The sequence below is a fragment of the Pyrobaculum islandicum DSM 4184 genome (assembly GCF_000015205.1).
Taxonomy (GTDB): Archaea; Thermoproteota; Thermoprotei; order Thermoproteales; family Thermoproteaceae; genus Pyrobaculum; species Pyrobaculum islandicum.
In genome coordinates, this window is record NC_008701.1 from 670,704 (window position 1) to 696,226 (window position 25,523).

Annotated in this window: 27 protein-coding genes, 1 tRNA gene and 2 pseudogenes; 12 read left to right on the forward strand and 18 right to left on the reverse strand. The window is 53.4% G+C overall.

Annotated features, from left to right (window positions below; all coding sequences use genetic code 11):
* Positions 1–6 precede the first annotated feature (6 nt).
* On the forward strand, positions 7–1,695 hold the full coding sequence (ilvD, locus tag PISL_RS03810; protein WP_011762493.1) for a dihydroxy-acid dehydratase: 1,689 nt from the start codon (positions 7–9) through the stop codon (positions 1,693–1,695).
* 120 nt (positions 1,696–1,815) lie between these two features.
* Here ilvD and PISL_RS03815 read toward each other — a convergent pair whose 3' ends face one another.
* Together PISL_RS03815 and PISL_RS03820 are read right to left on the reverse strand one after the other, a co-directional pair.
* On the reverse strand, positions 1,816–2,052 hold the full coding sequence (locus tag PISL_RS03815) for a winged helix-turn-helix domain-containing protein (protein ID WP_011762494.1): 237 nt from the start codon (positions 2,050–2,052) through the stop codon (positions 1,816–1,818).
* Positions 2,028–2,642 carry a hypothetical protein gene (locus tag PISL_RS03820; protein ID WP_011762495.1) on the reverse strand — a complete coding sequence of 205 codons (615 nt, stop codon included), beginning with the start codon at positions 2,640–2,642 and terminating at the stop codon, positions 2,028–2,030. The genes PISL_RS03815 and PISL_RS03820 overlap by 25 nt, the downstream gene beginning before the upstream one ends.
* 132 nt (positions 2,643–2,774) lie before the next feature.
* Here PISL_RS03820 and PISL_RS03825 point away from each other — a divergent pair, with 132 nt between their 5' ends.
* Positions 2,775–3,734, forward strand: a complete 960-nt coding sequence (locus PISL_RS03825; protein ID WP_011762496.1) for a DUF488 domain-containing protein — start codon at positions 2,775–2,777, stop codon at positions 3,732–3,734.
* 250 nt (positions 3,735–3,984) lie between these two features.
* On the forward strand, positions 3,985–5,187 hold the full coding sequence (locus PISL_RS03830) for a serpin family protein (protein WP_053240303.1): 1,203 nt from the start codon (positions 3,985–3,987) through the stop codon (positions 5,185–5,187).
* An 11-nt stretch (positions 5,188–5,198) separates the two neighbouring features.
* On the opposite strand, the gene PISL_RS03835 is transcribed toward PISL_RS03830, so the two are convergent.
* The gene (locus tag PISL_RS03835) at positions 5,199–5,867 is read right to left on the reverse strand and encodes a hypothetical protein (RefSeq protein ID WP_011762498.1); all 669 of its coding nucleotides are present in this window, start codon (positions 5,865–5,867) and stop codon (positions 5,199–5,201) included.
* 15 nt (positions 5,868–5,882) lie between these two features.
* The gene (locus PISL_RS03840; RefSeq protein WP_245218462.1) at positions 5,883–7,265 is read right to left on the reverse strand and encodes a hypothetical protein; all 1,383 of its coding nucleotides are present in this window, start codon (positions 7,263–7,265) and stop codon (positions 5,883–5,885) included.
* On the opposite strand from PISL_RS03840, the gene PISL_RS03845 reads away from it, so the two are divergent.
* Positions 7,249–7,857 (forward strand): METTL5 family protein, encoded by a 609-nt coding sequence (locus tag PISL_RS03845; RefSeq protein ID WP_011762500.1) that lies wholly within the window; start codon positions 7,249–7,251, stop codon positions 7,855–7,857. The two genes, PISL_RS03840 and PISL_RS03845, sit on opposite strands and share 17 nt — an antisense overlap.
* Here PISL_RS03845 and PISL_RS03850 read toward each other — a convergent pair.
* Together PISL_RS03850 and PISL_RS11660 are read right to left on the reverse strand one after the other, a co-directional pair.
* A pseudogene (locus PISL_RS03850) lies at positions 7,851–8,326 on the reverse strand (TrpB-like pyridoxal phosphate-dependent enzyme); the annotation flags it as partial. The gene PISL_RS03845 and the pseudogene PISL_RS03850 sit on opposite strands and share 7 nt — an antisense overlap.
* Positions 8,327–8,626: 300 nt before the next feature.
* Positions 8,627–9,421 (reverse strand): annotated as a pseudogene (locus PISL_RS11660) (TrpB-like pyridoxal phosphate-dependent enzyme); the annotation flags it as partial.
* Between the two features lie 40 nt (positions 9,422–9,461).
* On the opposite strand from PISL_RS11660, the gene PISL_RS03865 reads away from it, so the two are divergent.
* Positions 9,462–10,466 (forward strand): prohibitin family protein, encoded by a 1,005-nt coding sequence (locus tag PISL_RS03865; RefSeq protein ID WP_053240305.1) that lies wholly within the window; start codon positions 9,462–9,464, stop codon positions 10,464–10,466.
* The gene (locus PISL_RS03870; RefSeq protein WP_011762502.1) at positions 10,463–10,801 is read left to right on the forward strand and encodes a MarR family transcriptional regulator; all 339 of its coding nucleotides are present in this window, start codon (positions 10,463–10,465) and stop codon (positions 10,799–10,801) included. The genes PISL_RS03865 and PISL_RS03870 overlap by 4 nt, the downstream gene beginning before the upstream one ends.
* On the opposite strand, the gene PISL_RS03875 is transcribed toward PISL_RS03870, so the two are convergent.
* Complete coding sequence (locus tag PISL_RS03875; protein WP_011762503.1) at positions 10,802–11,317, reverse strand: hypothetical protein; 516 nt, start codon at positions 11,315–11,317, stop codon at positions 10,802–10,804.
* Positions 11,318–11,679: 362 nt separating this feature from the next.
* On the opposite strand from PISL_RS03875, the gene PISL_RS03880 reads away from it, so the two are divergent.
* Positions 11,680–12,714 carry an NOG1 family protein gene (locus tag PISL_RS03880; protein ID WP_011762504.1) on the forward strand — a complete coding sequence of 345 codons (1,035 nt, stop codon included), beginning with the start codon at positions 11,680–11,682 and terminating at the stop codon, positions 12,712–12,714.
* 2 nt (positions 12,715–12,716) lie between these two features.
* On the opposite strand, the gene rtcA is transcribed toward PISL_RS03880, so the two are convergent.
* Complete coding sequence (gene rtcA, locus PISL_RS03885; protein ID WP_011762505.1) at positions 12,717–13,763, reverse strand: RNA 3'-terminal phosphate cyclase; 1,047 nt, start codon at positions 13,761–13,763, stop codon at positions 12,717–12,719.
* A gap of 56 nt (positions 13,764–13,819) precedes the next feature.
* On the opposite strand from rtcA, the gene psmB reads away from it, so the two are divergent.
* Positions 13,820–14,431: an archaeal proteasome endopeptidase complex subunit beta gene (gene psmB, locus PISL_RS03890; protein ID WP_011762506.1), complete on the forward strand. Its 612-nt coding sequence runs from the start codon at positions 13,820–13,822 to the stop codon at positions 14,429–14,431.
* 1 nt (position 14,432) lies between these two features.
* On the opposite strand, the gene PISL_RS03895 is transcribed toward psmB, so the two are convergent.
* The 3 genes from PISL_RS03895 to PISL_RS03905 form a co-directional block, all read right to left on the reverse strand.
* Complete coding sequence (locus PISL_RS03895) at positions 14,433–15,335, reverse strand: electron transfer flavoprotein subunit alpha/FixB family protein (RefSeq protein WP_011762507.1); 903 nt, start codon at positions 15,333–15,335, stop codon at positions 14,433–14,435.
* Positions 15,332–16,102: an electron transfer flavoprotein subunit beta/FixA family protein gene (locus PISL_RS03900; RefSeq protein WP_011762508.1), complete on the reverse strand. Its 771-nt coding sequence runs from the start codon at positions 16,100–16,102 to the stop codon at positions 15,332–15,334. The genes PISL_RS03895 and PISL_RS03900 overlap by 4 nt, the downstream gene beginning before the upstream one ends.
* Before the next feature lie 198 nt (positions 16,103–16,300).
* A complete protein-coding gene (locus PISL_RS03905) occupies positions 16,301–17,362 on the reverse strand; it encodes an asparagine synthetase A (protein ID WP_011762509.1) in 1,062 nt (353 codons plus the stop codon).
* 190 nt (positions 17,363–17,552) lie between these two features.
* Here PISL_RS03905 and PISL_RS03910 point away from each other — a divergent pair, with 190 nt between their 5' ends.
* Both PISL_RS03910 and PISL_RS03915 read left to right on the forward strand, forming a co-directional pair.
* On the forward strand, positions 17,553–17,825 hold the full coding sequence (locus PISL_RS03910) for an ACT domain-containing protein (RefSeq protein WP_053240306.1): 273 nt from the start codon (positions 17,553–17,555) through the stop codon (positions 17,823–17,825).
* Positions 17,822–19,168 (forward strand): PFL family protein, encoded by a 1,347-nt coding sequence (locus PISL_RS03915; RefSeq protein ID WP_011762511.1) that lies wholly within the window; start codon positions 17,822–17,824, stop codon positions 19,166–19,168. Before PISL_RS03910 ends, PISL_RS03915 begins: the two co-directional genes overlap by 4 nt.
* Here the strand turns inward: PISL_RS03915 and PISL_RS03920 are convergent.
* From PISL_RS03920 to PISL_RS03945, 6 genes are read right to left on the reverse strand one after another with little or no spacing between them, the layout of a single operon-like run.
* On the reverse strand, positions 19,165–19,719 hold the full coding sequence (locus PISL_RS03920) for a hypothetical protein (protein ID WP_011762512.1): 555 nt from the start codon (positions 19,717–19,719) through the stop codon (positions 19,165–19,167). The two genes, PISL_RS03915 and PISL_RS03920, sit on opposite strands and share 4 nt — an antisense overlap.
* A complete protein-coding gene (locus PISL_RS03925; protein WP_011762513.1) occupies positions 19,689–20,690 on the reverse strand; it encodes a hypothetical protein in 1,002 nt (333 codons plus the stop codon). The genes PISL_RS03920 and PISL_RS03925 overlap by 31 nt, the downstream gene beginning before the upstream one ends.
* A gap of 19 nt (positions 20,691–20,709) precedes the next feature.
* Positions 20,710–21,960 carry an RsmB/NOP family class I SAM-dependent RNA methyltransferase gene (locus PISL_RS03930; RefSeq protein WP_011762514.1) on the reverse strand — a complete coding sequence of 417 codons (1,251 nt, stop codon included), beginning with the start codon at positions 21,958–21,960 and terminating at the stop codon, positions 20,710–20,712.
* Entirely contained in the window at positions 21,957–22,463 is a 507-nt protein-coding gene (locus tag PISL_RS03935) for a metallophosphoesterase (RefSeq protein WP_011762515.1), read from the reverse strand. The genes PISL_RS03930 and PISL_RS03935 overlap by 4 nt, the downstream gene beginning before the upstream one ends.
* 36 nt (positions 22,464–22,499) lie before the next feature.
* Complete coding sequence (locus PISL_RS03940) at positions 22,500–23,039, reverse strand: 50S ribosomal protein L5 (protein ID WP_011762516.1); 540 nt, start codon at positions 23,037–23,039, stop codon at positions 22,500–22,502.
* Between the two features lie 36 nt (positions 23,040–23,075).
* Positions 23,076–23,900, reverse strand: a complete 825-nt coding sequence (locus PISL_RS03945) for a proteasome assembly chaperone family protein (RefSeq protein ID WP_053240307.1) — start codon at positions 23,898–23,900, stop codon at positions 23,076–23,078.
* A 244-nt stretch (positions 23,901–24,144) separates the two neighbouring features.
* Between PISL_RS03945 and PISL_RS03950 the strand changes: the two genes are divergently transcribed.
* The gene (locus PISL_RS03950; protein WP_011762518.1) at positions 24,145–24,750 is read left to right on the forward strand and encodes an alpha/beta hydrolase family protein; all 606 of its coding nucleotides are present in this window, start codon (positions 24,145–24,147) and stop codon (positions 24,748–24,750) included.
* A 184-nt stretch (positions 24,751–24,934) separates the two neighbouring features.
* On the opposite strand, the gene PISL_RS03955 is transcribed toward PISL_RS03950, so the two are convergent.
* Positions 24,935–25,006: transfer RNA gene (locus PISL_RS03955), tRNA-Ala, on the reverse strand.
* Positions 25,007–25,388: 382 nt separating this feature from the next.
* Between PISL_RS03955 and PISL_RS11520 the strand changes: the two genes are divergently transcribed.
* Complete coding sequence (locus PISL_RS11520; RefSeq protein ID WP_280531784.1) at positions 25,389–25,517, forward strand: hypothetical protein; 129 nt, start codon at positions 25,389–25,391, stop codon at positions 25,515–25,517.
* Positions 25,518–25,523 lie beyond the last annotated feature (6 nt).

Sequence of the window (25,523 nt, forward strand, 5' to 3'; positions counted from 1 at the left end):
ATATATATGGTAAAGGTCAGAATAAGATCTCCGGCGTGGTACGACGGCGTAGACAACACGCCCCATCGGTCGTATCTTCGTGCCATTGGTTTTACAGACGAAGATTTTACAAAACCGCTTGTCGGAGTCTTAGCGGCGTGGTCTGAGCTAGGGCCTTGTAATTACCACACGCTAGAGCTAGCTAAGTATGTAAAAGAGGGGATAAAAGAAGCCGGCGGCGTGGGACTCATAGCCCCCACAATAGTTGTAAACGATGGGATAAACATGGGGACTCCGGGCATGAGGTATTCTCTAATCAGCCGAGATTTAATAGCAGACACAATAGAAGCGCAGTTTAACGCCCATGGCATAGACGCATGGGTGGGCATAGGCGGATGCGACAAGACACAGCCGGGCATAATGATGGCTATGGTTAGGCTAGACCTCCCCGCTGTTTATATGTATGGCGGTACTGCAGAGGCGGGATGGCTCGGCGAGAGGGAGCTCACCATAGAGGACACCTTCGAGACAGTGGGGTCCTACCTGGCGGGGAAGATCACGCTGGAGGAGCTCAAGAGGATAGAGGAGCTCTCCTTCCCCACCTACGGCACGTGCCAAGGCCTCTTCACCGCCAACACCATGGCGATACTTTCGGAGGCTCTCGGCCTAGCCCTCCTCGGCTCGGCCTCGCCCCCCGCCACCTCGGCCAGGCGCAAGGCCTACGCCGTGGCCTCTGGACGCGCCGTTTTAAAAGCCGCCGAGCTCGGCATAACGCCGCGTAAGGTGGTCACATACGACGCCATCTACAACGCCGCAGTGACGTTGTTTGCCACTGCGGGCTCTACAAACGCGATACTCCACCTCCTGGCCATAGCATATGAGGCGGGGGTGAAGTTCACTCTGGACGATTTCGACGAGATAAGCAGGAGGGTCCCCGTCATAGCCGCCCTAAGGCCGGCAGGGCCCTACGCCATGCAAGACCTTGACAGAATAGGCGGCGCGCCGAGGATATTAAAGAAGCTCTACAAAGCCGGCCTTCTCAGACCGGAAGCCCTCACCGTCGAGGGCGAGACCATAGGCAAACTCCTGGAAAGGTGGCAGCCTCCCTCAGTGCCTGAAGACGGCATCCTCTACAGCGTGGAGAAGCCCTACAAGCCCTACTCCGGCATCAGAATCCTCAGAGGCAACCTAGCCCCAGACGGCGCCGTGATGAAGATAGGCGCCGCCGACAAGCTGAAGTTCGAGGGGAAGGCCAAGGTATACAACGGAGAGGCAGAGGCCTTCAAGGCAGTAGCCGCCGGCGAGATAAAGCCCGGAGACGTCGTAGTGATAAGGTACGAGGGGCCGAAGGGCGCCCCAGGCATGCCAGAGATGCTTAAAGTCACCGCCGCCATCGTCGGCGCAGGCCTTGGCGAGGCGGTAGCCCTGGTGACAGACGGCCGCTTCTCGGGAGCCACCCGCGGCATAATGGTGGGACACGTCGCCCCCGAGGCCGCCGTGGGAGGCCCCATAGCCCTAGTAGAAAACGGAGACAGAATAGCCATAGACGGCGAGACAGGCCGCATAACTCTACAGATCCCCCAGGAGGAGTTGGAGAGGAGAAGGAAAAACTGGACGCCGCCGCCCCCCAAATACTCCGGAGGACTCCTCGCCAAATACGCCGCATTGGTCCAACAGGCGGACAAAGGCGCGGTCACCGCCATACCACTGCGCTAACTCTTACAACCTTCTCAACAGCTGTCCAACACCGCCGTAGAGGCGTTTCTCTATGACGCATAGGCGCGTACGGCGGCAGGGTCTGCGAGCCCAACACCGGACGTTTCTGTGCTCGACGAGCTACAGTAGCTCGCCTAGCGCCTTGTCTAGGGCTTTAGCCACCTCTACGCCTTTTTCAGTCAGCGTCACTACGCCGTCTCGCTCGGCGATTAGGCCCCTCTCCCTTAGGTACTCCAGATACTCCAGGTATCTCGGGTAGTTGAGCCTGGTCCTCATGTAGAGTGCCGTCCTCCCCATGGGGCCCCTTAGCAGTAGGAGGAGGATCCTGGCGACTACGTCAAGGTCGAACTTAGCCATGTGACCAGCCTCCTCCTCGCCCTGTAGTAGTGGACGATCCCCCAGGCGCCGGGGATGGAGAGGGCGAGGTAGAGGGGAGAGACATAGAGCAAAGCCAGCGACGTAGCCACCGCCGCCGCCGAGAGGAAGCGGAGGGCCTTGAACCTCCTCCAACTGCAGAGGGGCCCGCGGCAAAGAGATAGGTAGAGGCCGTAGCCGTACAGGGCAACCCCAGCCCCTCCCAGCGCGACCGCCCAAGGCGGAGGGCCAGACACCTCGCCTGCAGAGATGGCGACGTAGTAAGCAGCTCCGAACCCGTCGACAATCGAGGTGTTGGATAGCGCGACAGCCGAGCGGTTGTGCAAGCTCACATTGGCGAAGCCCGCTACAAGCGTCAGGTTTGTTAACGTTGAAACGTAGATGTACGGCGCAGGGGAGATCCCCCCGTGTCGGGCGTAGGGGTAAATGGCTTGCGTAATGGCGGCGTTTCCCACGACATACGGCTCCGGCCCTCCCAGCTCGCCGCGGTGGGCCGACTGTAGCATTAGCTGGAATAACAGTAACGCTACTGCCGCCGTGGAGACCACCAGCATCGTGACTAGTCTCTTCATGATCTAACAGGTTTTATCCAAGACCACTTATAAATGTAATGTACTGGTGGTACATGGTGTACACTATTGGCTACTCCGGGTTTACACCTAGCGAGTTTATGCAAGAGCTAAAGAAACGGGGGGGTTGAGGTCGTGGTCGACGTTAGGAGGTTCCCACGGTCAAAGTACCCCTTTTACGCAGGCGATGCCTTGAGGTCTGCCCTGGCAGAGACAGGCATAAACTACGTATGGCTGGGAGAGCTCGGAGCTCTAGGTGTGAGGGGGCCGCGGGCCGGCTGCGTTGAATCGCACACCTTCGACGTTTACGTGTGGCGGCTCTACCACTACGCCCCTGCCCTCTTCCAACTCGAAGAGCTTGTCTCTCTGGCAGAGCGGCACACCGTGGCCATCTTATGTAGAGAGGAGAACTGGCGGGCATGCCATAGGCAGTTTCTAGCCGACTATCTAACTCGGCAGGGGCTTGAGGTGGTACACATCAGGAGGGTGGGCGAGGAGAGACATGTCCCAACGCCATGCTACAGAACGTATAACCCACCACCTCTCGACCTGGTGAAAAGGGTCTACCGCGACTTCCAGAAACTCTGCACGAACTCCTCGGTTTATCTATTCAGCGGCGCGCTGGAGGGGGGAGAAGACGTTGATGTCATCGTGTACGGCTTCGGCGGGGATTTGCCGCCGGGCTATGATGCACAAATCTTGCCGACGCCAGCCGACGATCTATTCCACTATTTCGTTACCCACACCGGCGTTTTGATATGCGGCAGGGCTTACGTGATAGACCTAGAGAAAGCACTCAAAGAAGAGGTGGCGGTAGCCAAGGCAAGAGCTCACGTCTTTCTAAAATCCAGCGACCCGGTGGCCGTCTGCAAATCCGCCAAGGGGTTAGTTTTTACAGCCGCGGCATTGCTCTGCGGCGCGGCACAGGTCTACACCTGGGCCAGAGCCGCTCGTTGTCTAGCTGAAAGAGGGCTAGAGCCGCCGCCGTACTTCAAGCGGTGTCTCAGCCCACCCCCACTCCAAGAGCTGAAAAAGTGGGCTAGGTATGTAGAAACACTGGCAGACGTCATAGCACATGTCTCCGGCCACAGATGACAATCGGCTAGCCTCACGTCACCATAGACCGTCTGCCCAAGACCGACATCTGTGTTGGACACAACGGGTTTCCACCCCTACGTCAAGGACGTCCGCGTAAAGACACCACGGGCTCACTCTCCTAAACTTCTCACCCGACTGCATGTAGCTAATATTGCGGCGCCGACAGATGGCTCATGTAGCATAGGCGGGGGTGTAGGTATGTACTGTCAGTACATTAGATATAAAAGGCTAAAAATGAGTCTTTGCCATGAGGCTGTGGGCTGTTCTACCGGTTGCGGTGGCTTTGGTAGTGTTGCTGATCGTCATCATGTCTCTTAAGGAGGCGTCCACGCACTCTCCTCCCACGTCTCCCACATCTGCTCCTGCGCCCCTCTCTCCCATCTCTCTGGAGAGCGGTAGCTATGGCGACTTCGCCGTCAGTTTCTATAAGAGAATAGCCTTGGAGAGACTTTACGAAAACCTTGTCCTCTCGCCGTATTCCGTGTATAAAGCCTTTGCCATGGCCTACGCGGGCGCGGCTGGGGAGACTAGAGAAGAGATCAGGAGGGTGTTCGGCTTTGGCGACGACGCCTGCGCCTTGGCTCAGGCTGGGCGTGGGGTCGAGGAGGCCGTGGCCGCATGGGTACAACGCGGGTTCCCGCTGAGGGAGGAGTATGAGCGGGGGCTGTCTTGTCTAGGGGCGGAGCTGAGGCGGGCGGACTTCGAGGATCGCTCCGCGCTGGTCGAGATAAACAGATGGATAGAGGAAAAGACCAGGGGGTACGTAAAGAACTTGATCCCTACTGACTACCCGCGTAGCCAGGATATACGCGTTGTATTGACTTCAGCTCTGTTTTTCAACGGTAGCTGGTGGCCGTTCCAGTTTGCGCGTATTGGAAAGAGAGAATTCCAGGGGGTAGGCCCAGTGGAGTTTATGAAGCTTGACCTTAGGTCTTGCGCCCTCCCCTCGCTCAGGGGGCGCGTCTCCGCCGATCTCACGGTGGTGGAGCTCCGGTTTAAAAATACAGATGTAGCGATGTACGTCATAATGCCAAAGTCGCTTGAGGACTATGTAAAAGGCTTGACCTATGAGAAGTTGAAGAGAGACATCACCGAATTGTCGGACGAGATCGTCGTCGTAACGATGCCTCTATTTACCGCAGAGTTTAAAGACTCTCTCAAAAAGGTATTAATCGACATGGGCATACGCTCAGCATTTGACAAAACCAGAGCAAACTTCACCCGGATGTCGCCTATCAGGCTTTATATAGACGAAGTTTTCCACGGCACGTACATAAAAGCTGATGAAAAAGGTGTTGTAGCAACAGCCGCCACTACCGTCGTATTTGTGCCCGTTTGCGCTAAGGTTGGAGGCATGGAGGTGGTAATAGACAAGCCCTTCCTCTTCGTGTTGGCAGACCGCATAAACGGCACGATATACTTCATCGGCCATGTGGTGAAACCAAATTAATTTTTAACGTCTTAACCTCTTGCCAACGCGTAGAGCGTTTCAGGTTTTGTAGCATCTCCCGGGAGTATTAGTAGCACTGAGTAGTTTGACGAGTCTACCCTATATATTCCAAAGGTCTGTTCTAGTTTTCCAATGACTAATACATAGGCCGCCCCGTCTTCTATGGCGTCTACATACGCGGTAAGAAATTGGTAGGCAAAGGCGCAAGTCTCGTCACAAAATAGATATACTTCGCGAACGCCGTGTCCCGTCCAGACGTAGCCCTTTTGTAGCCCCCTACGCATCTCAGGGATGAGAAATATGCCGCGGCCCTTGTTCAAAAATTCATAGACTTTTGCTGACGGGATGAGTTGTCGCGATATGGCAAAAAACGCGGGCTCTCCGTTAACTAATACCAAATATACAACGCTGATTCGATCTCTTAACCTTTGCAAGATTTCCCCCGTCCAGTTGTAATGGCCTTTTGTGAAAAATCTCTTTGTGAGGTTCATGTAGACAGGGCCGCCTTGGTCTACAGACGCACCCCACAGCCACATGTATTCGCCTACGTCTCTTAATTCTATAACTACGACAAGTTGATACCTATATGTCGGCGTTGGAGTTTGTGGAACTAGAGCCCAGTAGAGTAAGAGAGAAATCGCCATAACTATGAAAAGTGCCAAGGCCAGTTTTATTTTCACGAATAAAGTTAGGGTTTAAGAAAGTATCTTTGCTAACGCTTGTGCAACCGCTTCCGGCATCGGGAGTGTGGTTGTTACGTTCACCGGCCGTAGTCTGCCGTCGGCTACGGCGAACACAACGATGTTGACTCTCCTGTTGGCTAGGTCGGGCACTATACCCTTTATCGTCCTCTGGGAGAGCCACTGTGCGGTCTTGTCGTCCAGCGCCGTGGCGAGGAGGTTGGTGGCCCTCAGCACGAAGGCGTGGAGCAACACGTCGCCTGTGTAGTTGGCGGAGGCCAGCGCCGCGAGGACCCCCCTCGTGGCTTGGGATATGGCGTAGCTGGGCATATCTCCGCCGAAGGCGATAAACACGGCGTCTGGCCTATACTCGGCTATCTCCCTGGCGAGGGCTCCGCCGTCGCCCGTGTACACGATAATGCGGGTGGAGTTGGCCCTAGAGCTGGCGAAGGCCGCGCCCGTTAACGCGGCGCAGGCGGGGTCGGTGCCCGTGACTATGGCCACTCTGCCGTATCCCTTAAACAGCACGCCGCCGGCTACTCTGCCCACGGCAGATCTCAGAAACAGCGAGTCCGAGTCTGTGTACCTCCTAACGGCCTCGCCCGTCTCCCTGTCGGCCACCAACACGGGCGCCAGCGCGCCTGTCGTCACGTTTAGCCTAGACACCGTAACGTGGGTGGCGTTGGCCGACACCACATACACAGGCCTCGCCTTGACCCAGCCAGAAATCCTCGTGTCGTTGAGCACAGTCCTGAACCTGTCCGTCGCGGCGAAGGCCCTCCCGTTCACCACCAGCGCCCCCGTGAAGTTGGTCTTCGCGAGAGCCGCCAGGAAGTCCCTCATGGATCTATCCACCACAGCCGGCGCCTCCTCCCCGCCGAAGGCTAGAAACACGGCGGCCGCCCCGGCGGCCCTAGCCGCAGAGGCCTCCGGCAAGGTGGCGTTGTACAGCACCAGATACCCCCTGGAGTAGCTCGGCAGAGCGGCAAGCGACGCTGAGGCGAGGGCGCCATAGAGGACGTTGGGCTGAGCCACCACCGCCACCGTGGGGAACTGGCTGAGGAAGTAGCGGCCCATCAGCGACCCCACCGACCTCCTAAGCTCCACGTCCGCCGCCGACAGCCTGGGGACAGGAGGCGCGACAGTCGTGGTCTGCACCAACGTCTGGGTGACGGTCTGGACAGAGGTCTGCGTCACTACCGAACTCTGTGTCACCGTTGAAACCACCGTGGTTAGGGCGGGCTTGGGGGCGGCGTAACCCCCGAGAAGTGCGCCTACCGCTATTCCTATTATTAGCGTCATGGCCCTTATTATTTTCAATTTCATAGAACCAAATTCGATTTCCATTTTTAAACATAAAAAACCAGTGTGAAAAATAGCCGTGATCCCCGGAGACAAGAAGGAGCTAGAGATCTTCGTCGAGTCGCTCCCCACGTTCGAGAAGCCAAAACTCAAGCTGGAGCAGTATCCCACAGATGCGGCAATTGTTGCGACAGCCGTCTGGGATGCATATATGAGAGGCCTCCTTGTAGATGTCTTAGACTTGGGCTGTGGCACAGGGAGGTTCGCCTTAGCGGCGGCGGCCATGGGCGCCCGCCGCGTCTTATGCGTAGACGTAGACGTAGAGGCTCTGGCCGTGGCGAAGAGGGCCGCCGAAGCCCACGGTCTCGATGCAGTAGATTTTCTCGCGGCGGCTGTGCCATCGCTCCCTATTGTCAAGAAATTCAGAGTGGCCTTCCAGAACCCACCCTTTGGCATATGGAGTGGCAGAGGGACAGACATTGCCTTTCTCCACGCAGCAGTGGAGCACGCAGAAGTGGTCTACACCATACACAAGCTCCCCACCCTGGCCTACGTCCGGGAGGCCGCGGCGAGGTTGGGGAGGAGGCTGGAGGTGCTGGAGAGGGCGGTCTTGAACATAAAGCCCACCTACAGGCACCACAGGAAGAGGATACACAAGGTGGAGGTCTTCCTAGCCCTCGTCTACTGACAGAGCAGTGCCTTAGCCCTGGCGATGTTCGCCATAATCTCCTCCACAGTCGGCTCTACGTCCTGCAGAACCCCCCTCATATATTCGTCGTAAGCCGCCAGATCCAGAAGGCCGTGGCCCGACATGTTGAAGAGTATCGTGACGGGCCTTCCCTCCCTCTTGGCTTGCAGAGCCAGCTCTACGATGGCTTTCACAGCGTGTGCAGACTCAGGCGCTGGCACCACTCCCTCTGCCTGTAGGCCACCGCGGACACCTCCCCCTCTGCCACGAGCAGAGAGAGGGTAGGCGCGCAACCGTGGTACCTCAGACCCCCCGCGTGTATGGGAGGTAGCTTGTAGCTGTGGCCCACGGTGTACATCTTGATCAAGGGCGTCAAGCCGGCGGCGTCCCCAAAGTCGTATATGTACTCCCCCCTGGTCAAGGTGAGGACGGCCACAGGCTCCACAGCCACGAACCTCACATCCTTCTCGGCCTTCCGTTTGTCCCTAGGCGGTCATTGCTAATTATTGTTGGCCGCTCGCGCCTAGGGGCTTTCTCCTCGCCCGCGCCTTCATGGGCATCCATGATGCCTCCGGCGTGGGGTCATTGGGCATGGGGGGCAACGGCATAGCCCCTTCTTCAGGGACAGACCCGGTCGGGACACGGCCCCTCATGAGACTGCCCCTCACAGCCGTAGATAGACATGTACATGTATTTAAGCCTTCCGCCTGCGCCAGAAATACAGAATTTTTCTCGACGATCATCAAGAAGAGAACTGCCCCACCCTCTTCTCGTGGTAGAAGGGCCAGAAGAGGCCCGAGAAGGAGCTGCCGCCTCCGCAGGCTCCCACCACGTAGTCTGGGTAGTCGCCGAAGTACCTGATCTGCTCAGCCGCCTCAAGGCCGATCACAGTCTGATGGATAAGGACATGGTTGAGGACCGAGCCGAGGACGTACTTAGCCCCCGTCTTCACGGCGTCCGAGATAGCGATCCCCAGCGACCCCGGGTGGTTGGGGTCCTCAGCCAGGAACCTCCTCCCGGCCGCTGGGCACCACCTCCGCCCCCCACAGCTCCATCAGAACCCTCCTATACGGCTTCTGGCCGTAGGATGCTCTAACCATATAGATCGTCGCCTTTACGCCGAATAGAGACGCGGCAAAGGCGACTGAGGACCCCCACTGGCCCGCCCCAGTCTCCGTGGTGACCCTCCTCACCCCCTCTCTCGACACGTAGTACAGCTGGGCCACCGCCGTGTTTGGCTTGTGGCTACCCGGCGGCGAAACCCCCTCAAACTTGTAGTAGATCCTTGCCGGCGTCTTGAGGAGCTCCTCCAGCCTCCTCGCCCTCAGAAGCGGCGTCGGGCGCCAGAGGAGGTACACGTCTCTCACTGGGGGTGGCACGGGGATCCACCTCTCCCGGGAGAACTCCTGCCTAACTAACTCTTTTGCGAAAAGGATCTCAAACTCCTCTGGCTTAACTGGCTTACCGTCAGGCTTTAAATATGGTGGGAGTGGCTTGGGAAGATCTGTCACTATATTGTATCACAACTTGAACACCACCATTCCTCCTGTGGAGCCCCATACAGCAATGTGTTAAAGCTTTTATAAATGTGGCCCCAGGGGACTATGGCGTATATACCAGTAGAGGTCAGAAGGACGCCGAATATCCCAAAGAGGACTACGACAGTTTTTGTAGTAGCCGTGTTGGCCATAGTCGCCGTAGCGGTGCTGGTATCTCTCTCCGTCTACACTCTGCCGGCAGGGGTTGTAGCAGTGGTAGTCGACCCAGTCTCTGGGACTATAAGCAAGCCTGTGGCTGGGCCGGCTATAGGCTTTAAGGCCCCTTGGGCCTATATAATTGAAGACACCTACGCCATAGAGGTGATAGAGTTCGTACAGAGGGAGAAAGCGGCGGGCCGCTGGACTTTTACAGCCCCAGAGGTACTCACGAAAGATGGCGTGACTGTGACTGTAGAGATGGTAGTTAGATATAGGATTAGGCCAGAGCGTTTTGACGAACTAGTTAAGAAGTTCCCTCAGGTGGATTACGATGACAAAGTCCTCGTGCCTAAAGCGAGACAGCTTATTCGCGATGTAATTTCTAAGGTGTCGCTAGACTATCTCATAGAAAATAGAGACGTTATAGCTAAACAGATTGAGCAACAGTACAGAGAGTCTATAGAGAAGGACCCGGCAGTGGCCGGTCTTATAGATATCTTAGATGTGAATGTGTTGAACTTCATCCTTCCCCAACAGATTACTGATGCAATAAATAGGAAGGTGGCAGCCCAGCAGGACGCTATTAGGGCGCAGTTTGAGAGACAAAGAGTGGAGGAGCTGGCTAGGGCGAATTACACTAGAGCTGTCTTAGCCGCCATGGCCGAGGCTAACGCCACTATCACACGCGCCCGGGCTCAAGCTATGCAGATAATGCTTGTGGCAAACGCCACGAAAAACGCCATAGAGATGATCATAAAAGCCACAGGAGCTAACGCTACAGAAGCAACACGTATCGCGGAACTCTATCTCTATCTAGCAGGTCTCCGGGAGGTGGCCCAGACAGGAAACGTCCAAATTGTAGCTATTACAGGTGGAGGAGGCCAGATCGTGCCTGTGATACCGGTGAGATGAATAAATACCTCGCCGCGGCTCTTGCAATTATCGCCTTTGCTACAACGGTATCTATAGCATTTGTGAGAATAGCGCCGTTAGTCCTCCGCATATCTGCTATTGCCCTCATCATCGTCGGTTCACTCTGGCTATTTGAGTACATAGCCACTAGACCCCCGCCCCTCGCTAAAAGGATATTAAGTATACTAAGGGCCAAAGGACCTCTCACAGCCAGAGACGTGGCTAGAGAGCTTAACGCAGACCCTGCCGAGGTTGCACAAGCTATCCAGTATCTACTAGAGAAGGGCCTTGTCAGGAGGTATGAAAAAGGCGGGGAGGAGTATTACGACCTTTAACTACGATAGAGATGCAGTCCCATTGTAGATTTGGGCGCCTGGGGCGCCTAACAATTTGACTACTGCTTTATATCTGCCGTTGTGATAAGTAATGAATATAAGCTCTCTCCCCGTGTAGATCCTGACCATGACAAATTTAGACGCCACAACTCCAGATACAGACTTTGCGACGTAGGTGTTGTTGCCTAATTTTACAGTGCCAGTGCCATATACCACAACGCCGTAGATCGATGTGGCGTTTCTACTTACCAGATCTACCGTAAGTACCGCGTCTATCCCACTTCCAGAGATATACAACTGTCTTGTAGAGACATATGACGTGGAATTACGCCGCTCGCCCCTAGTAGGCGTACAACCGCTAGGGCGGTGGGGCACCCAGTGGCTAGGGCCGTAAACCAGAGACGGGTTGTGGACGTATCTGGGGTTTTCAGCCCCAACCCAACCCCAGTGGCTAGCGTATGTCAATACGGCGCCGAGCGCGAATATCAACGCTAGTATTACTAATGTCTTTCTCATGTATTTTCAGCGTAGACTTTGTTTAAAAGCCAAACTCACTACAGGTTAATATGATAGATTGGGCAACCCCCTGGCCCCTTTCCCGCCCTAGAGGGCGGGGTTTCTACGGCCGTTGCCCCTCGTCGAGGGCGGTGGATGTCCCCCGCCAGGGCCATCTTCGAGTTGACCTGCCCAACCGTATGAGGCACACCTCTAAGTCTTTCTTCACCACTCTGCTATGAGAAATATAAGTTGCCGACCACCCCAAAGGGCGAGACCTTTAAACGTTTCACTAATGTCCGTGTTGTTTAAAAATGTGCTATATCTATTATGAGCTGTCAATGGGATTCTAAGGTTTTTATACATAAATAGCTAATCTCGCTGTGGAAGTCGTTGATAAATCCAGATTGCCGTATGTTTATTCAGCAGATGAGTTAATTTCGATGTTTTTAGCCACGTATGAGAAGGAGGAGTCTAGGGGGTCTGTTGTCGAGCCTGCCTTTATAAAGCAGAAAAGACTTGAAATTAGACGTATTGTGTCTTCTGGAAAATCTTTAGCGTCTGTCTTGAGGGGAATAGCTCTTGCTATGCCGTTTCTAGACAGACTCCACCCCTTCTACAGAGATCTTATTGACGTAGTATTTGGTACACAGACCTATAAACATGCTGTTGCAAAAATAGGCAATGCTCACATGGCTATAAAGGCTATAGCAAGAGAGAGTATAGCAGCTGTACGTGCCGCCTCTGATAAGGGGGGCATATATGCCGCACGGAAGATGTATCGTGCTAGAGTTATAGATCTTATCAACGATTTAAGACCTGAGCTTGACAAATTACGAGAAATTGTACTTTTTCTACGGAAGTTACCCGCCATAGACCCTACGCTGTTCACCATAGTGGTAGCAGGAGCGCCTAACGTTGGAAAAAGTAGTTTTGTTCGTTGTGTCTCTTCTGCAAGGCCTGAAGTAGCTGAGTACCCTTTCACTACAAAGCAGATACATGTAGGCCACATTCGCTTAAGGGGAGATATAGTTCAGATTATAGACACGCCAGGTCTCTTAGACAGGCCTTTGAGCGAGCGCAACGTAATTGAGAAACAAGCCATATTGGCGTTGCGGCATCTTGCAGGTGCAATAATTTTTCTGATTGACCCCACGCCGCATAGCGGCTTCTCAATAGAGATGCAGTTAAATCTCTATCGCGAAATCACGGCGAATTTCTCGGCCCCCGTAGTGACGGTGGTTAACAAAATAGATATTGCAAACTCTGAGGAGTTAGAGCGGGCGAGGTCGCTATTTACGCCTATCGGCGAGGTTTCGACAATAAATTGTAGAGGTACTAGCGAGGTCGTTAATTATGTACTCAATAAATTCTACGTACCTATAGCCTTAGAAAAACTAAAAGCGGCAAGGAGATAAGCTTATCTACTGTAGCCTATGCCATCTACCTCAATTATATATCTTGCCCCTGTCTTCTCTAGTTTAAACTTCACAGGGAGGAACTGTTCTACGATATACATATTTGTCTGTAGGTGCAGTGTCGCCTCTGAGGTAGACATCTTGCTTCTGCCCTCTGCCAGAGCCATATAAACAACGGCCATGTCGGCCATATGCGGATCTAGAGAGACGCCGGTTTTTAATACAGCGGCAAGTCTCTCCGCCGCCTCCCGACCAACCTCCTCTGCAGGTTTACCCCTCTCTCCCAGGGCGTCTCCGCCAACAACATTTCCAATGTCTGATTCAGCCCAGAGCACTATGCCGCTACCAGGGCCCAGCCCGTCGCTTCTCGTTTCGACCTCTACCTCTGCCACGTAGCCCAGCTTAGCTAACGTCTCTTTAGCCGCTTTGGCCTGTCTCTCTGCGACATGAGTAGGAAGATTTACAGCGTGCGAGATGCCTGAAATCTTTACCAATCTGCCAAACTCAACATAGTGCACGGCTCTCAGTTTTTTAATAGGCTCGACATAGACTATGACTCTACCCCCGCCTCTCGGGTAGTGCCCTCTTCTCACGAGCTCTATAGCTATTTTTGCACCAAAGAGAGAGAGCACCTTTACAAATACATACCTCATGTAGTCTATAGGCGGGGCCCATGCCACGTCTGTACCGCCGGTGATGACTAACTTAGTGGGGCAGGGGGCGTAGAGGAGGATGGGGGCTAGGGTTTGTATCACGAGAGAGATGCTGCCGGCCGTCCCAATGTCTATGTTGAACGTGCCACATTTCAGCGTCTTTGGCTTGAAGTAGAGCCTCGTGGATCCCTTGGCGGCGCCTTCTATATCAGCGTCTGTCAGCAGTGCGGCGGCTGACACGCCGGTGAGGTGTTGAGGTTGGAGACCCGGGTTGGTCCTCTTGGCTCTTATGTTGATTATCTCAACGGGCTTGCCTAATAGTGCAGACAACGCGATAGAGGTTCTAAGTATCTGCCCGCCCCCCTCTCCATATGAGCCATCTATTTTGACAATCACAGAGCCTTCGTATAGATCTGTTTATAATGTTTATATAGAGGAGGTATGGATCTGCCATGGGCGAGGAGGTTCAAATTGGCGCAACTGCCGTCGGAATTAAAGCAAAAGACGGCGTTGTTCTAGCGGCTGAGAAGAGGGTGTCGTATGGCTTCTATACGTTAAGCTCTGCGGGAAAGAAAGTATTTATCATAAATGATAAACTTGCTATTGCCTCTGCCGGCATTATAGCCGACATGCAGACGTTGGCAAGGATTTTAAAACTCAACGTCATGTCATATGAGCTTGAGGTGAGAAAGAAACCCACCGTACGAGCTATGGCAAAACTTCTCTCAATTATTATGTTTAGCCGCCGTCTTTTACCATTCTATGCAGAAGTACTTGTGGGAGGCGTGGACGAGGAAGGCCCCCATTTAATTGTTATGGATCCCTTGGGGAGTCTTATCGAAGATAACTACGCCGCGCTTGGCACTGGGGCTAAACTTGCAGTGTCTCTGTTAGACGCCACATACCGGCCTGATATATCTCTTCAAGAAGCTAAAAAGCTGGCGGTACAAGCAATTAAGGCGGCTATTGAGAGAGATCCCGTGTCCGGCGGCGGCATAGACCTAGCTGTTGTAGATAACAACGGCGCAAGAGAAGAAGAAGTAAAAATACAGATGGTTATTTAGATTACTTCGCTTTTAGTTTTGAAATTTTATTTATCAATATGGGGACTATCTTGTAGAGGTCTTCTACTACTCCGTAGTCTGCGTTTTGGAATATAGGCGCCGACGGGTCGTTATTTATTGCTGCTATAATTCTGCTGTCTAATATCCCAGCTATGTGCTGTGGTTGGCCAGATATTCCAATTGCCAGATATAACTTAGGTTTAACCTTCTTCCCGGAGAGGCCAACCCAGTGCTCCTCTGGCAACCATTTTAGGTCTGCTGCGATAGGACGGGAACAACCTACTTGCCCCCCGAGCACCTTAGCAAGTTCAAACGCCATCTGGAGATCTTCCTTCTTCTTAAATCCTCTGCCTACAGACACTATGATCTCGGCCTCTTCTAATTTTACGGCGCCTCTGGGCTTTTCCTCTACAGAGAGTATCTTAACCTTTGGCGCTATCGCGACCTCTTCTACTCTCTCTACTATGCTCTGGACAGTAGGGGGCTCGCCTTGGAATCTCCCAAGGGCTATAGAGACGACAGCAGGAAGTTGCGCCTCTACCGTAGCCACCGCCTTATTGCCAAAGACGTATCTCTCCGCTTTTATAACTCCGCCCTCAGCTCTCAAAGACAACACATCAGTTAAAAACTCGGCGCCGAGTCTTTGTGCAATTAAGCCTCCGACAGTTCTGGCGTTTTTTGTAGATGGCAACATAACGAGGTCATGCCCTGGGAAGGCTTTGATAACAGCCTCAGCTACGGCGTCTGGCGACTTGGGGTCTATCTCAGCCACTAGGATTCTGTGTGCCTTTCCAGCTAATGCTTCTGCCTCTTTCTGACTGAATACTAAAGCGGTGATCTCGCCACCTAATGTAGATGCGGCATAGAGAAGCTCTTTATTTGGATATACGACAAGTGTTTTCATATTACTCCCTCCTGGCGTAAGTATTGTATAAGCTTTTCTGCCTTCTCCTCTGGAGTGCCATCTTTAATAATAATCTTTTTCCTCTGTATGACAAGTGGTCTGTAAGACGCTGAAATTTTCGGAGTAATATCAATTCCTAAGTCGGCAAGCGTTAATTTATTAATCGGCTTCTTCATAGCAGCTCTGATAGCTAGAAGCGTTGGTATCCTCGGCTGATTTATCTCCCTTGTTACAGATACCACGACAGGTAACGGCGCTTCTACCACCTCTACATGGTCTTCTAAGTCTCTCTTTGCCACTACTCTGCCGCCTTCTATCTTAAGCTCTCTTACATATGTCACTACAGGCCAACCCAACTCCGCCGCTACTCTCGCCGGAATTTGGCCAGTAAAGTTGTCTACGGTGGCCTCGCCCGCTAATACAATATCTGCACCAACTTTCTTTATCACAGCAGCTATGGCCTTAGCGGTAGCAGTGTGGCTAGCGTTTAGTAGTTTCTCGTCTACAACTAGGTAGACTTCATCTAAGCCCATTGCAAGAGCCTCTCTCAAGACGTTTTCTGCTTCCTGTATTTTTTTCTGTAGGGGGCCCCATTTTACTACGGTGACACCATATGCTTTATCTTGGCCTTTGAGTTTGACGGCTTCTTCAATAGCGTTCCTATCTATATCGCTTATCTTAAATGGCGTCTCTTCTATTACAACAGTATCTCTAACTCTCAGCTGGCCGGTGTCTAACGCCGTTTTGACTAACACGGCAACTTTCATAAGGCAGTTAATTCCACTTGTTTTTAAATTGTGACTTAAGCTATGTAACTAACCTCTTTCTTCAATTGGCACAATATCTAAGCCCTACTTGTCCCATATATCTCTTGGTGGGTCTTATGAAGCAGTCTAGTCACTTGTATAACAACCCCAGAGATCGCAAAAACAAGCATAGTATACTTCTAACGCGACTTTTACAAATTAGGGTGTGGGCGCTATGCCTGCCACCTTAGGATACGGCCTGGCCTCCCAGACGGCTCTCAGTCCACATATATACCTGGTAAATCTCTCAACGCCTATTCCGAAGCCGGCCGTCTTAAGTGGGTAGAGCTCCTTGAGCATCTGAAGAAACCACTCGTACTTCCTGGGGTCCTCCCCGCCCTCTCTTATCCTCGCCATGACACGCTTCGGCTCGTACTCCCTCTCAGCGCCGCTTATCGCCTCGCCAAAGCCCTCGGGATATAACATGTCAAAGTCGCGCAGAACCCCGGGTCTCTGCGGATCCTCCCGGTCGTAGAAGCCCCTGCTCCCCCTGGGGTAGTCGTAAACGAAGAAGGGCTGGGCGTGTAGGCCAGACATGAGCTTCTCGCACTCCCATGTCAGCTCCGACCTGGGGTCATTTCTACAGCCGTAGGAGTTGACTATCTTGATCGCTTCGCTGTGGGGGTACCGCTTGAAGGGCGGCTTGAACTCGGGAAGGCTCCTGCCGAGGACGTCCTCGAGCTGCTTGCCATACTCCTCCCTGACCCTCTTCACCACATAGGCCACGAGGCCCTCCGCCAACTCCATGGCCTGTCCGTAGTCCGCGCCGTACATCTCTATATCCACCTGGAAGAACTCCACTAGGTGGCGGCCTGTGTAGATGCTGTCGGGGGGCTCGAGCCTCAGGTTGGGGCTCACGAAGTATATCTTGCCTAGAGAGGCCGCCATGTACTGCTTGTAGAGGATGGCCGAGGACATGACCTTGTACTCATGGCCGTAGAAGTCAATAGACGCTTGCTTAGCGCCGCGGATGCCGGGATCTGTCACAGGGCCCACGATTGGAGGCAGAACCTCCACAAAGCCCCTTCCGTCTAAGTACTCCCGAATCGCTTTGACAATAGCCGCCTGCACCCTGAAGACCAACTTGTACTTCTCCGACTGGGCCCACCGCCAGGAATATCGAAGCCATTCCTCGACGGTCTTTCTGTACGTTTCTCTGTCGGCTACCAATTTTTCAAATTCTAACACAGCCGGGTGGTATCTAGGTTCTTTGTAATCCATAAGGCGCAGTAAGAATCAGTACTTGACAATATCTCGTACAACATACCTTCATGCCTGGGTTTTCTAAGTCTATATAACATAAAACTCCCTGGTAAATTGTTAATTTATTCATTGAAAACCTCGATTTCTCTGCACTATGTGCCAGCAGCTCTGGGTATGTATATTTAAATTCTTGCCTATAACGTTCTCTATGGAGCTTGCTGTTGTTTCTGTACTAGGAGCCGACAGAGTGGGCATCGTAGCAGGGATTGCGAGTGTTTTAGCACGCCACAACGTCAATATAATCGACATCTCCCAGACGGTGGTGAGAGACATCTTCTCTATGGTAATGGTGGTAGACATGTCTAAGGCGGATATCGATATTGCCCAGCTCAGGAAGGAGCTCGAGGAAGAGGGGAGGAGGCTCGGGGTGATGGTGGGGGTCTATCACATTGACGTGTTTAGGTACATGCAGAGGATATGAGGTTCGATCCTTCGGAGATCGGCGAGGTCCTCGAGATGCTCCTATTCCGCGAGCTGGATATCCGCGCCGTCACGCTCAGCGTAAACACGCTACCGGCCATACGGCCCACCGTGGGAGATACCCTGGCGGCGCTGGAGGAGACGCTGGAGCCCCTCTTGAAGAGGCTTAGACCTGCGGTGGAGCGGGTGGCCTCTAGACTCGGCGTGAAGATCGTCACAGTGCGGCTCGCCGTGTCGCCCATCTCCATAATGCTGGAGCCCATCGGGAAGGCGGAGGCCGCCGTGGAGATAGCGAAGCACCTAGACGGTCTGGCGGAGAAACACGGCGTAGACATGGTGGGAGGCTTCTCAGCCTTTGTACACGCCGGCGTCTCAAGGGGAGACGCCGCCCTCATGGAGGCCCTCCCCGAGGCGCTGAACTCCACGAGGAGGCTCGCCGGCTTCCTCAACGTGGCCTCCACCGCCACCGGGGTGAACATGGACGCGGTTAGAGCCGCCGCCGAGGCGGTCCTCAAGATGGAGCCCCACGCCGCGGCGCGGTTCGCCGCAACCGCCAACATGCCTGAGGACGTCCCCTTCATGCCCGGCGCCTACCACGGTCTCGGCCTCCCAGACGCGGTGGTGAACATAGCGGTTAGCGGCCCCGGCGTCATAGAGGCGGTGGTGCGGAACATGCCCAACGCCGACGTGAGAACTCTACACGACGCCATCAAGAGAGCCGCCTTCAAGATCACGCGCCTCGGCGAGCTCGTGGGGCGGGAGGTGGCCAAAGAGCTGGGGGTCCCCTTCGGCTCGGTAGACCTCAGCGTGGCCCCCTCCCCCAAGGTGGGAGACTCCGTAGCCGCCATACTAGAGGCGGTGGGCCTCCCCAGGGTGGGCGCGCCGGGAACCCTCTTCGCCCTCGCCCTCTTCGTAGACGCCGTCAAGAAGGGCGGTGCCATGGCCACCTCCACCATAGGCGGCCTCAGCGGGGCCTTTATCCCAGTGAGCGAAGACGTCGTCATGGCCGAAGCCGCCAGAGAGGGAGCCCTCACCTTCGATACCCTCAAGTCCACCCTCGCCGTCTGCAATACCGGCATAGACATGGCAGGCATACCCGGCGATGCGCCGCCAGACGCCGTGGCGGCCCTGATAGCAGACGTCATGGCCGTGGCGGTAGCCCTAGACAAGGCGCTTGGAGTCAGGCTTGTCCCAATCCCCGGCGCGAAGCCGGGAGACGTCTACGACCTAGGCGGCCTCTACGGCAGAGTAGTGGTGATGGACCTGGGGAAATACAGAGACATCCCCCTCGCCAGAAGAAAAGGAACCGCCCCGCCGGCCGTAGAAAGGCTCAAAAAAGGCTAGTGGGTTTCGATATACAGACCGGCTGGTACCCCATACTGACACGAGCCAGAGCTGTACTTGAACTTGCTTGTGGCTATGTACACATATTCGCGGACGTTATAATCATTGGGGACGCCCGGGTGGTCTCCGTAGTTTGTTACCCAGCCGTCTATATAGATGAATGGCCCGCTGGCGCTTAACGAGACGTCGAAGCCGCTTAATAGCACGCGGCAAGCTGTGCTAGCCGTGCCGCGGGTGATAGCCCCGCATGCGGCATCTGACAGTATAGCGCCGACTGGCAACCCCACTTCAAAATCTGCCCCACAGGTGTCAAATGTCCTGAATATGTCTGCGAACTCTGCCGTCTCGCCCGGAGATAAGAAAGTATCTACGAGAGCCCCGCTTGTGGTGCCAACAAGAGTCAGCGTATTTCCGTCGAAAAACCTCGACATGATCTCTGAGGGATAGCTATATTCAAAGCCGCCATCGAGGTACTTAGATGACCCTAGATAGTACGTCCGCACCTCCGAGACGTAGTTTGTTATCTTATCGCCGAGATATTCACACCCCATAATGGCGGCACAATAGTATACTTGATAGCCCTCAGAGACCACTCTTCCCCAAAGCCATATCCACCCCTTCTCTCTGGATCTAAAGTGAGACTGGCACTATATACAGCTCTGTCTCCCCAACTAAATACGTTGCCCTTCCATATTGTTACGCTAGGCAGGATATTGTTCTTCAGCTTTTCTGCGAGGTTATCCCCAAATCCAAACGTTGGGTAGATGCCGAATTGTACATCTGTCCTAACGGCGCGAAACGATATCGCGATCGTGCCGCTGTAGGTATATTTGTTATATGCAACAACGGCAGGTATCTTCATATAGAGCTTACCATCCGCTGTTTTGAAGTAGGTGGATGGATACAGCCTTGCCAAGTCTTCAGTAGCGACTCTGTAGATTAACACCTCGGAAATATACTCAAGGGTGGGCTCCGGAGTTGCTACATATGCAGCTACTGTACCTGTAGGTATCAAGGGGGGAGGTTTCTGTGTTTTCTCCACCTTAACCACGTTGCGCGCCCCCCTCTCCATATGTATCGTGTATATGTTTACCATCTCTATGTCAGCTGGACTTATGTCGATGTTGTCTATCACCAGGTAGATCGGCTTGTGCGAGGTCTTGTTGACAACGGCTACCGTGATGAAGAGGACGGTTCTGAAGTCCTTCACGTCGCCTCTCCTCCACTCGGCCCAGCGCCTCGCCCACTCCCTAAGCTTAGCAACCGGTATGTAGATGGAGCCGCCTCTGGCGGTGCCGTTGAAAAACACCACCCTAGACTCGTTGCGGCTGGGCGGGTCGATCCCATACACCAGAGCCACCACCGACACGTCGCCCCTCTGGAGAAGGTAGTCGGCGGGCTTTCCTCCGTCGTACAGCTTAAGCCTAATGTGCACGCCGGGCGGATCTCCAACCGTCGACGATATGACAAACGTGGCTACCAACGCCGCGGCGAGAATGCCGATGAGCCAGACCTTCCTCATATAAAACAAAAAAAACAGTTTATAAATTTTTTTGCACCAGAGCTATGTAGAAGGCTTCGCTTTTGTGTATGTGGGGGAAGGTTCTTCCTCCTGGGCCGCCTCTGTAGGCTGGGGCGAGGTCTGGGTGTGGTTTTTCGGCTTTTGCTGGGGCGCTGGCCACGACCTCTTCGCCTTCTTGGGGCATTATGCTACATACGGCGTATACCACCTTTTCGGCCAAGGAGAGGGCGTTGGCTAGGAGCTCTCTCTGGAGTGTGCCGTATCTGGGGGCCTCCTCTACCCTTGGGTATATCTTGACGGCCGGCTCCTTGGTGAAGGCGCCGCTTGAGGTGCAGGGCGCGTCTAGGAGGGCTTTGTCGAACCTCCTCGTCTTTAGCCTTCTAGAGTCCGCCCGTACGACCTCTACGGCGTCGCCGGCGCCCAGGGCCTTGAGGAGGTGCTTCATCCTGGCCACCCTCTTTGCGGAGAAGTCGGCCGCCACCACCTTGGCCCGGCCCTCCGCCAGCTGGACTATTAGGCTGGTCTTCATGCCGGGGGCGGCGGCTAGGTCCAGTATCTTTTCGCCGGGGGCGGGGTCGAGGGAGAGCACGGCGTATATCGAGGCTAGGTCCTGGGGGACCGCGGCGAAGGTCCTCACGGCGGTTAGGTACTGGACGGGCCTCTTGGCCTTCTTGAGGAGGAGGGCGAAGGGTATCCTGGGGTGGGGCTCCACCTCGGCCTCCCGCTCCAGCATCTTCAGCGCCTTGTCCACGTCTGTCTTTAGGGTGTTTACCCTGAGCCAGATCCAGGTGTTGTTTCCGGCGTCTAGTATCCTCTCGACCTCCTCCGGGGGGAGGTTGGCAAGTAGAGTCTCCACTATCGCCGGGTGGTAGCTGTATTTCACCGACAGGTAGCGGGGGAGGTCGCCCCTGAGGGTCTCAAGGGAGGCCAGCGCCTCCTCGGGCCTCGCCCTGGCCCTCTTTAGGACCCGCCTCCTGTATCTCTCCACGAGGTCTCTGTTGTAGAGGAGCTTGTCTGCGCGGTACACGAACCAGGTCCGCGCCACGGCTTTCGCGCTTGTGGAGCCCAGAAGCGCCGAGGCTAAGTGGCGGAGGAGGTAGTAGTGCCTAACCGCGTCGAAGGAGGCGTCGTAGAAGACCTTGAAGCTGTCTAGTCTCCTCCACCTCTGCTTCACCTTCTGGAAGGCGTAGTCCAGCGTGAGTCCGTTTTTTGTGACCTCGTATAGCACCCTGGCAATGAAGGCAACTAGCTCGTCAGCTGTCCAGGTCACGTTAGGAAGAGCAGCTCCGCCTCTAGCTTGGCTAGATCTACCACGGCCACCGTGGAGCGGCCGGTGAGACACCCACAGACCTCCCCTGGGTTGACCACCAGCGTCTTGCCGCGCCTCTCTATGGCGGCTTGGTGGGTGTGGCCATAGATCACCACGTCGTACAGCCCCGACTCGACCAAGGCCTTCAGCAGGACCGAAGATGCGCCGTGGTAGAGGGCGATCCTCCTCCCCCCGGTCTCCAGCTCCGCTGCCTCGCCCACTATCTCAACGCCGTATTTCCTCGCCACTTCCATGAAGTAGAGCCTCTCCCCCTCGTTGTTGCCCCAGACCCCAACTACCCTCACGCCTTCTCCCAGGGCCTCTCTGAGGGCACGGGCTGAGAAAGGCGCGACCCAATCGCCAGCGTGGAGGACTAGCCTAATCTCTCTCTTTTTAAACTCCTCAGCCGCCTTTTTAATTGCCCAAATGTTGTCGTGACTGTCTGACAAAACGCCGATTAGCACGAGAGATCGAAACAGACAGTATAAAAGTGTTTTAATTTAGTCTACTTGTACTCCTAGGACTTTTTGGAAAAACTCTATCGCCTCCTCTCTTGTCACTAGTTGACGCTTGCCTACTTTCCCCCTTCTACGTCTCCTTAGCTGTACTCTTAAGCCTGGCTTAGCTAGCTTTACACAGACGTCCATACCCCAGATGCCGACCGCCGGGTCGTACTTTACGCCTGGTAAAAGGATGTGTTCTTTTATGCCAAAACAAACGTTGCCCCTGTTGTCGAAGCTCGACCGCTTTATTCTATTGTTAATAGCTTGTAATGCGCGCATTAGGAATTCCACCGCTTTATCTCTTCTCAATGTTACCGCAACGCCGATAGGTTCGCCTTTTTTTATGCCGAAGTCTTTTATAGTACGTTTTGCTCTTCTCTTGGATGGCTCAGCTCCTGTCAGTTCCTTAAGCAAACTGGCGGCTTTTTCTAATTTCTCGCCTCCTGTTCCAACGCCTATATTTACTACAACCTTCTCAATAAAAATCCTCTGCATAGGGTGTTCTTTCACTAACACCAACTCCCTCCAATTCGGCATCGAAGGTAGAGCTTCGCTAGATTTAATAAATTTTTTCTAGAAGACAAGTGGAATCTCCTTCCCGGGGACTCGGGCGGTTGTCTCCACCGGCTTAAATATCGCTTCTATGTTTTTCTCTATGAGAAACGCATATTTAGAGGCGTGTTCCTGTAGTCTTGTCGTGTCTATCTGGGTCTCCGCTAGTTTAGCCACGGCGTTTATAAGCTTGAGAGCTGCTCCTACGTCTGGCCCAACGCGGCCTACTAGATCGTTTAAAATTAGCATAACGTCGCGGTGTGTCGAAATCTTGCCGCTGTCTACAAGTCTTTTTATTGCGGTGAGCAGCTTGGATTCTGCAATTAACAAAGCTCCGTCTATACCACGGCCTAATACAGCGTCTAAATAAGCACCTTCTAGCCCAGTCACGGTGGCCTCTTTTATAGGCTCAAAACCGTATTGTCTAAACTTTTCGACTAGGTTTTCCTCAGTGACGAAATAAACAGCGTCGCTTTCTTTTTCGCCTACGGCAGGCATGGCCGAGAGACAGACGGCCAGTTTTATCTTGTTTTCCTCTGCCCAGTCTAATACCCTGCGTATGAACTCGGCGTATATCTGCGGAGGGATTGGGACATGTTGTCGAATGGCCACAATACCAGCTTGTCTAGAGTAGAAGATTCTATATGGTAACTTCGCAGCGCCGTTTACAACGGCAATAACAGGCGGCATTTCTGTTATCCTAATAGCGCCGATCTCCTCCATAGATAGCGCATCTATTAGATACTCCACGGCAACTACACCAGCGAGAGAAGGTTCGGGACATGCCATAACTAGGATATTTTTCTTGTCTCTAGGCAAGCTACTCATTTTTACCTCAAGCCGCATGCACATGTCCGGTGCCTATTATATAAATATTTCCCGCTCCTCAGTCTCTACACGCGACAATCCCAAGAGTAGCATGAGAACGTAATCTTAAAGGAGTTTTTTAATACAACTTCCGCATGTTAATAACGGCGATCTAAGCCAGGTTTCCATAGTCCACCCCTGGCTTTTAAATGTACCTTTTTTGCGCTGCTAAATATTAGGTTTAGGCTAAAGTTTTTAAAAAGATTGTAAAATAGTCGTTGTTATGCCGAAAGCGTTGGCTTTCCACGGACGCGGAAGTTCTCCAGAGAATATCTTGTGGTTAATACAACCTCTACAGGAGACCGGACATGAGGTCGTGGCGCCTCAGATTAGGGACGTAGAAGACGGCTATGAGACTGGTCTTAAGGAGTTGCCTGTAGCCATAGCAGCTGGCCACAGCATGGGCGGAACTGTGGCATTACTTCTTGCAGCTAAGAATCCTGGCGCCGTCGGATGTGTAGTAGCTATCGCGGCGCCTGTAGACAGAAGGCTGCAACTTCAGTATATGCTTCAGTCTGGAGACCCCTACCTGAATAAACTAGCAAACGAATTAGCTGCACTGGGAAATAAGCTTGAACAAACATCTCCTTCGCGTTTTATAGGTAGCGGTATGCCGCCTGTACTTTATATAAGGGGGACAAAAGACCGTGTAGTCCCTAGAACGCAAATAGATATCTTAGCCGGTCTCTCAGACAAGTTCAACTTCCCTTTGGAAGTTGTGGAGATCGAAAACATGGGACATAGCCCTCAAACACCTGAACATCAAAAAGCCATAGCAGACGCGATAAAACGCTTTATAGCACATTGTTCACAAGATAGAAGAAAGTGACAATCTCGCTCACGCCGTCGTGGGTATCCAAGATACTTCGGAGTCGTCGGGCGCAGGGCTAGGCGACTACAACCCTTCTTGAAGGGTAAAGCCTCTTTGATCTGCACAGTCTATACATCTACCGTATGGAAATACGGACAACGACCTCTCCCGCCCTGAAAGACGAGACTTTCCCCCGTAAAGGTGGACCGGCCGGGATTCGAACCCGGGATCTCCCGCACGCCAAGCGGGCATCCTTCCGCTAGACTACCGGCCCTTGTTTCTTGATTTTCTTACTTTATAAGCTTTATAGCGTTCTATGGTCACACGTCTTTTAGAGCGTATTTACGACTAAATCTAAACCTATCTATTTGTACTTTGTACACAGTACGTCGGGAATTCGCTGGTAGGTACTGCATCACTAGTGTTTTTTCTCATATCACATAGAGAAATGAAATAAGTTTAGGTTAGATTGGTAAAAATTTTTAAATAATTTATAACTTTAAGGCTCTCTTAGCCATCTACGTGAACTAAACAGAGACAGCGAAGATAGGGGTGTCGCCGAGATCTACGCTGGGTATACCGAGGACGTTGTATAGGATACATAAAATGAAGACGCCGTAAACATCCGAAATCGCCGACAACAGTAGAGAGATTCAGTGAAGCTAGCGGAATATGGGATATGGCAGTATGTCGTAGATAAGAACGACACGTCAAAGACATTAATATGCAACGAAATTCACAGAAACGGTGGAGTACTCAGAGAGACTCCACAAGCAATTCAATAATAAACA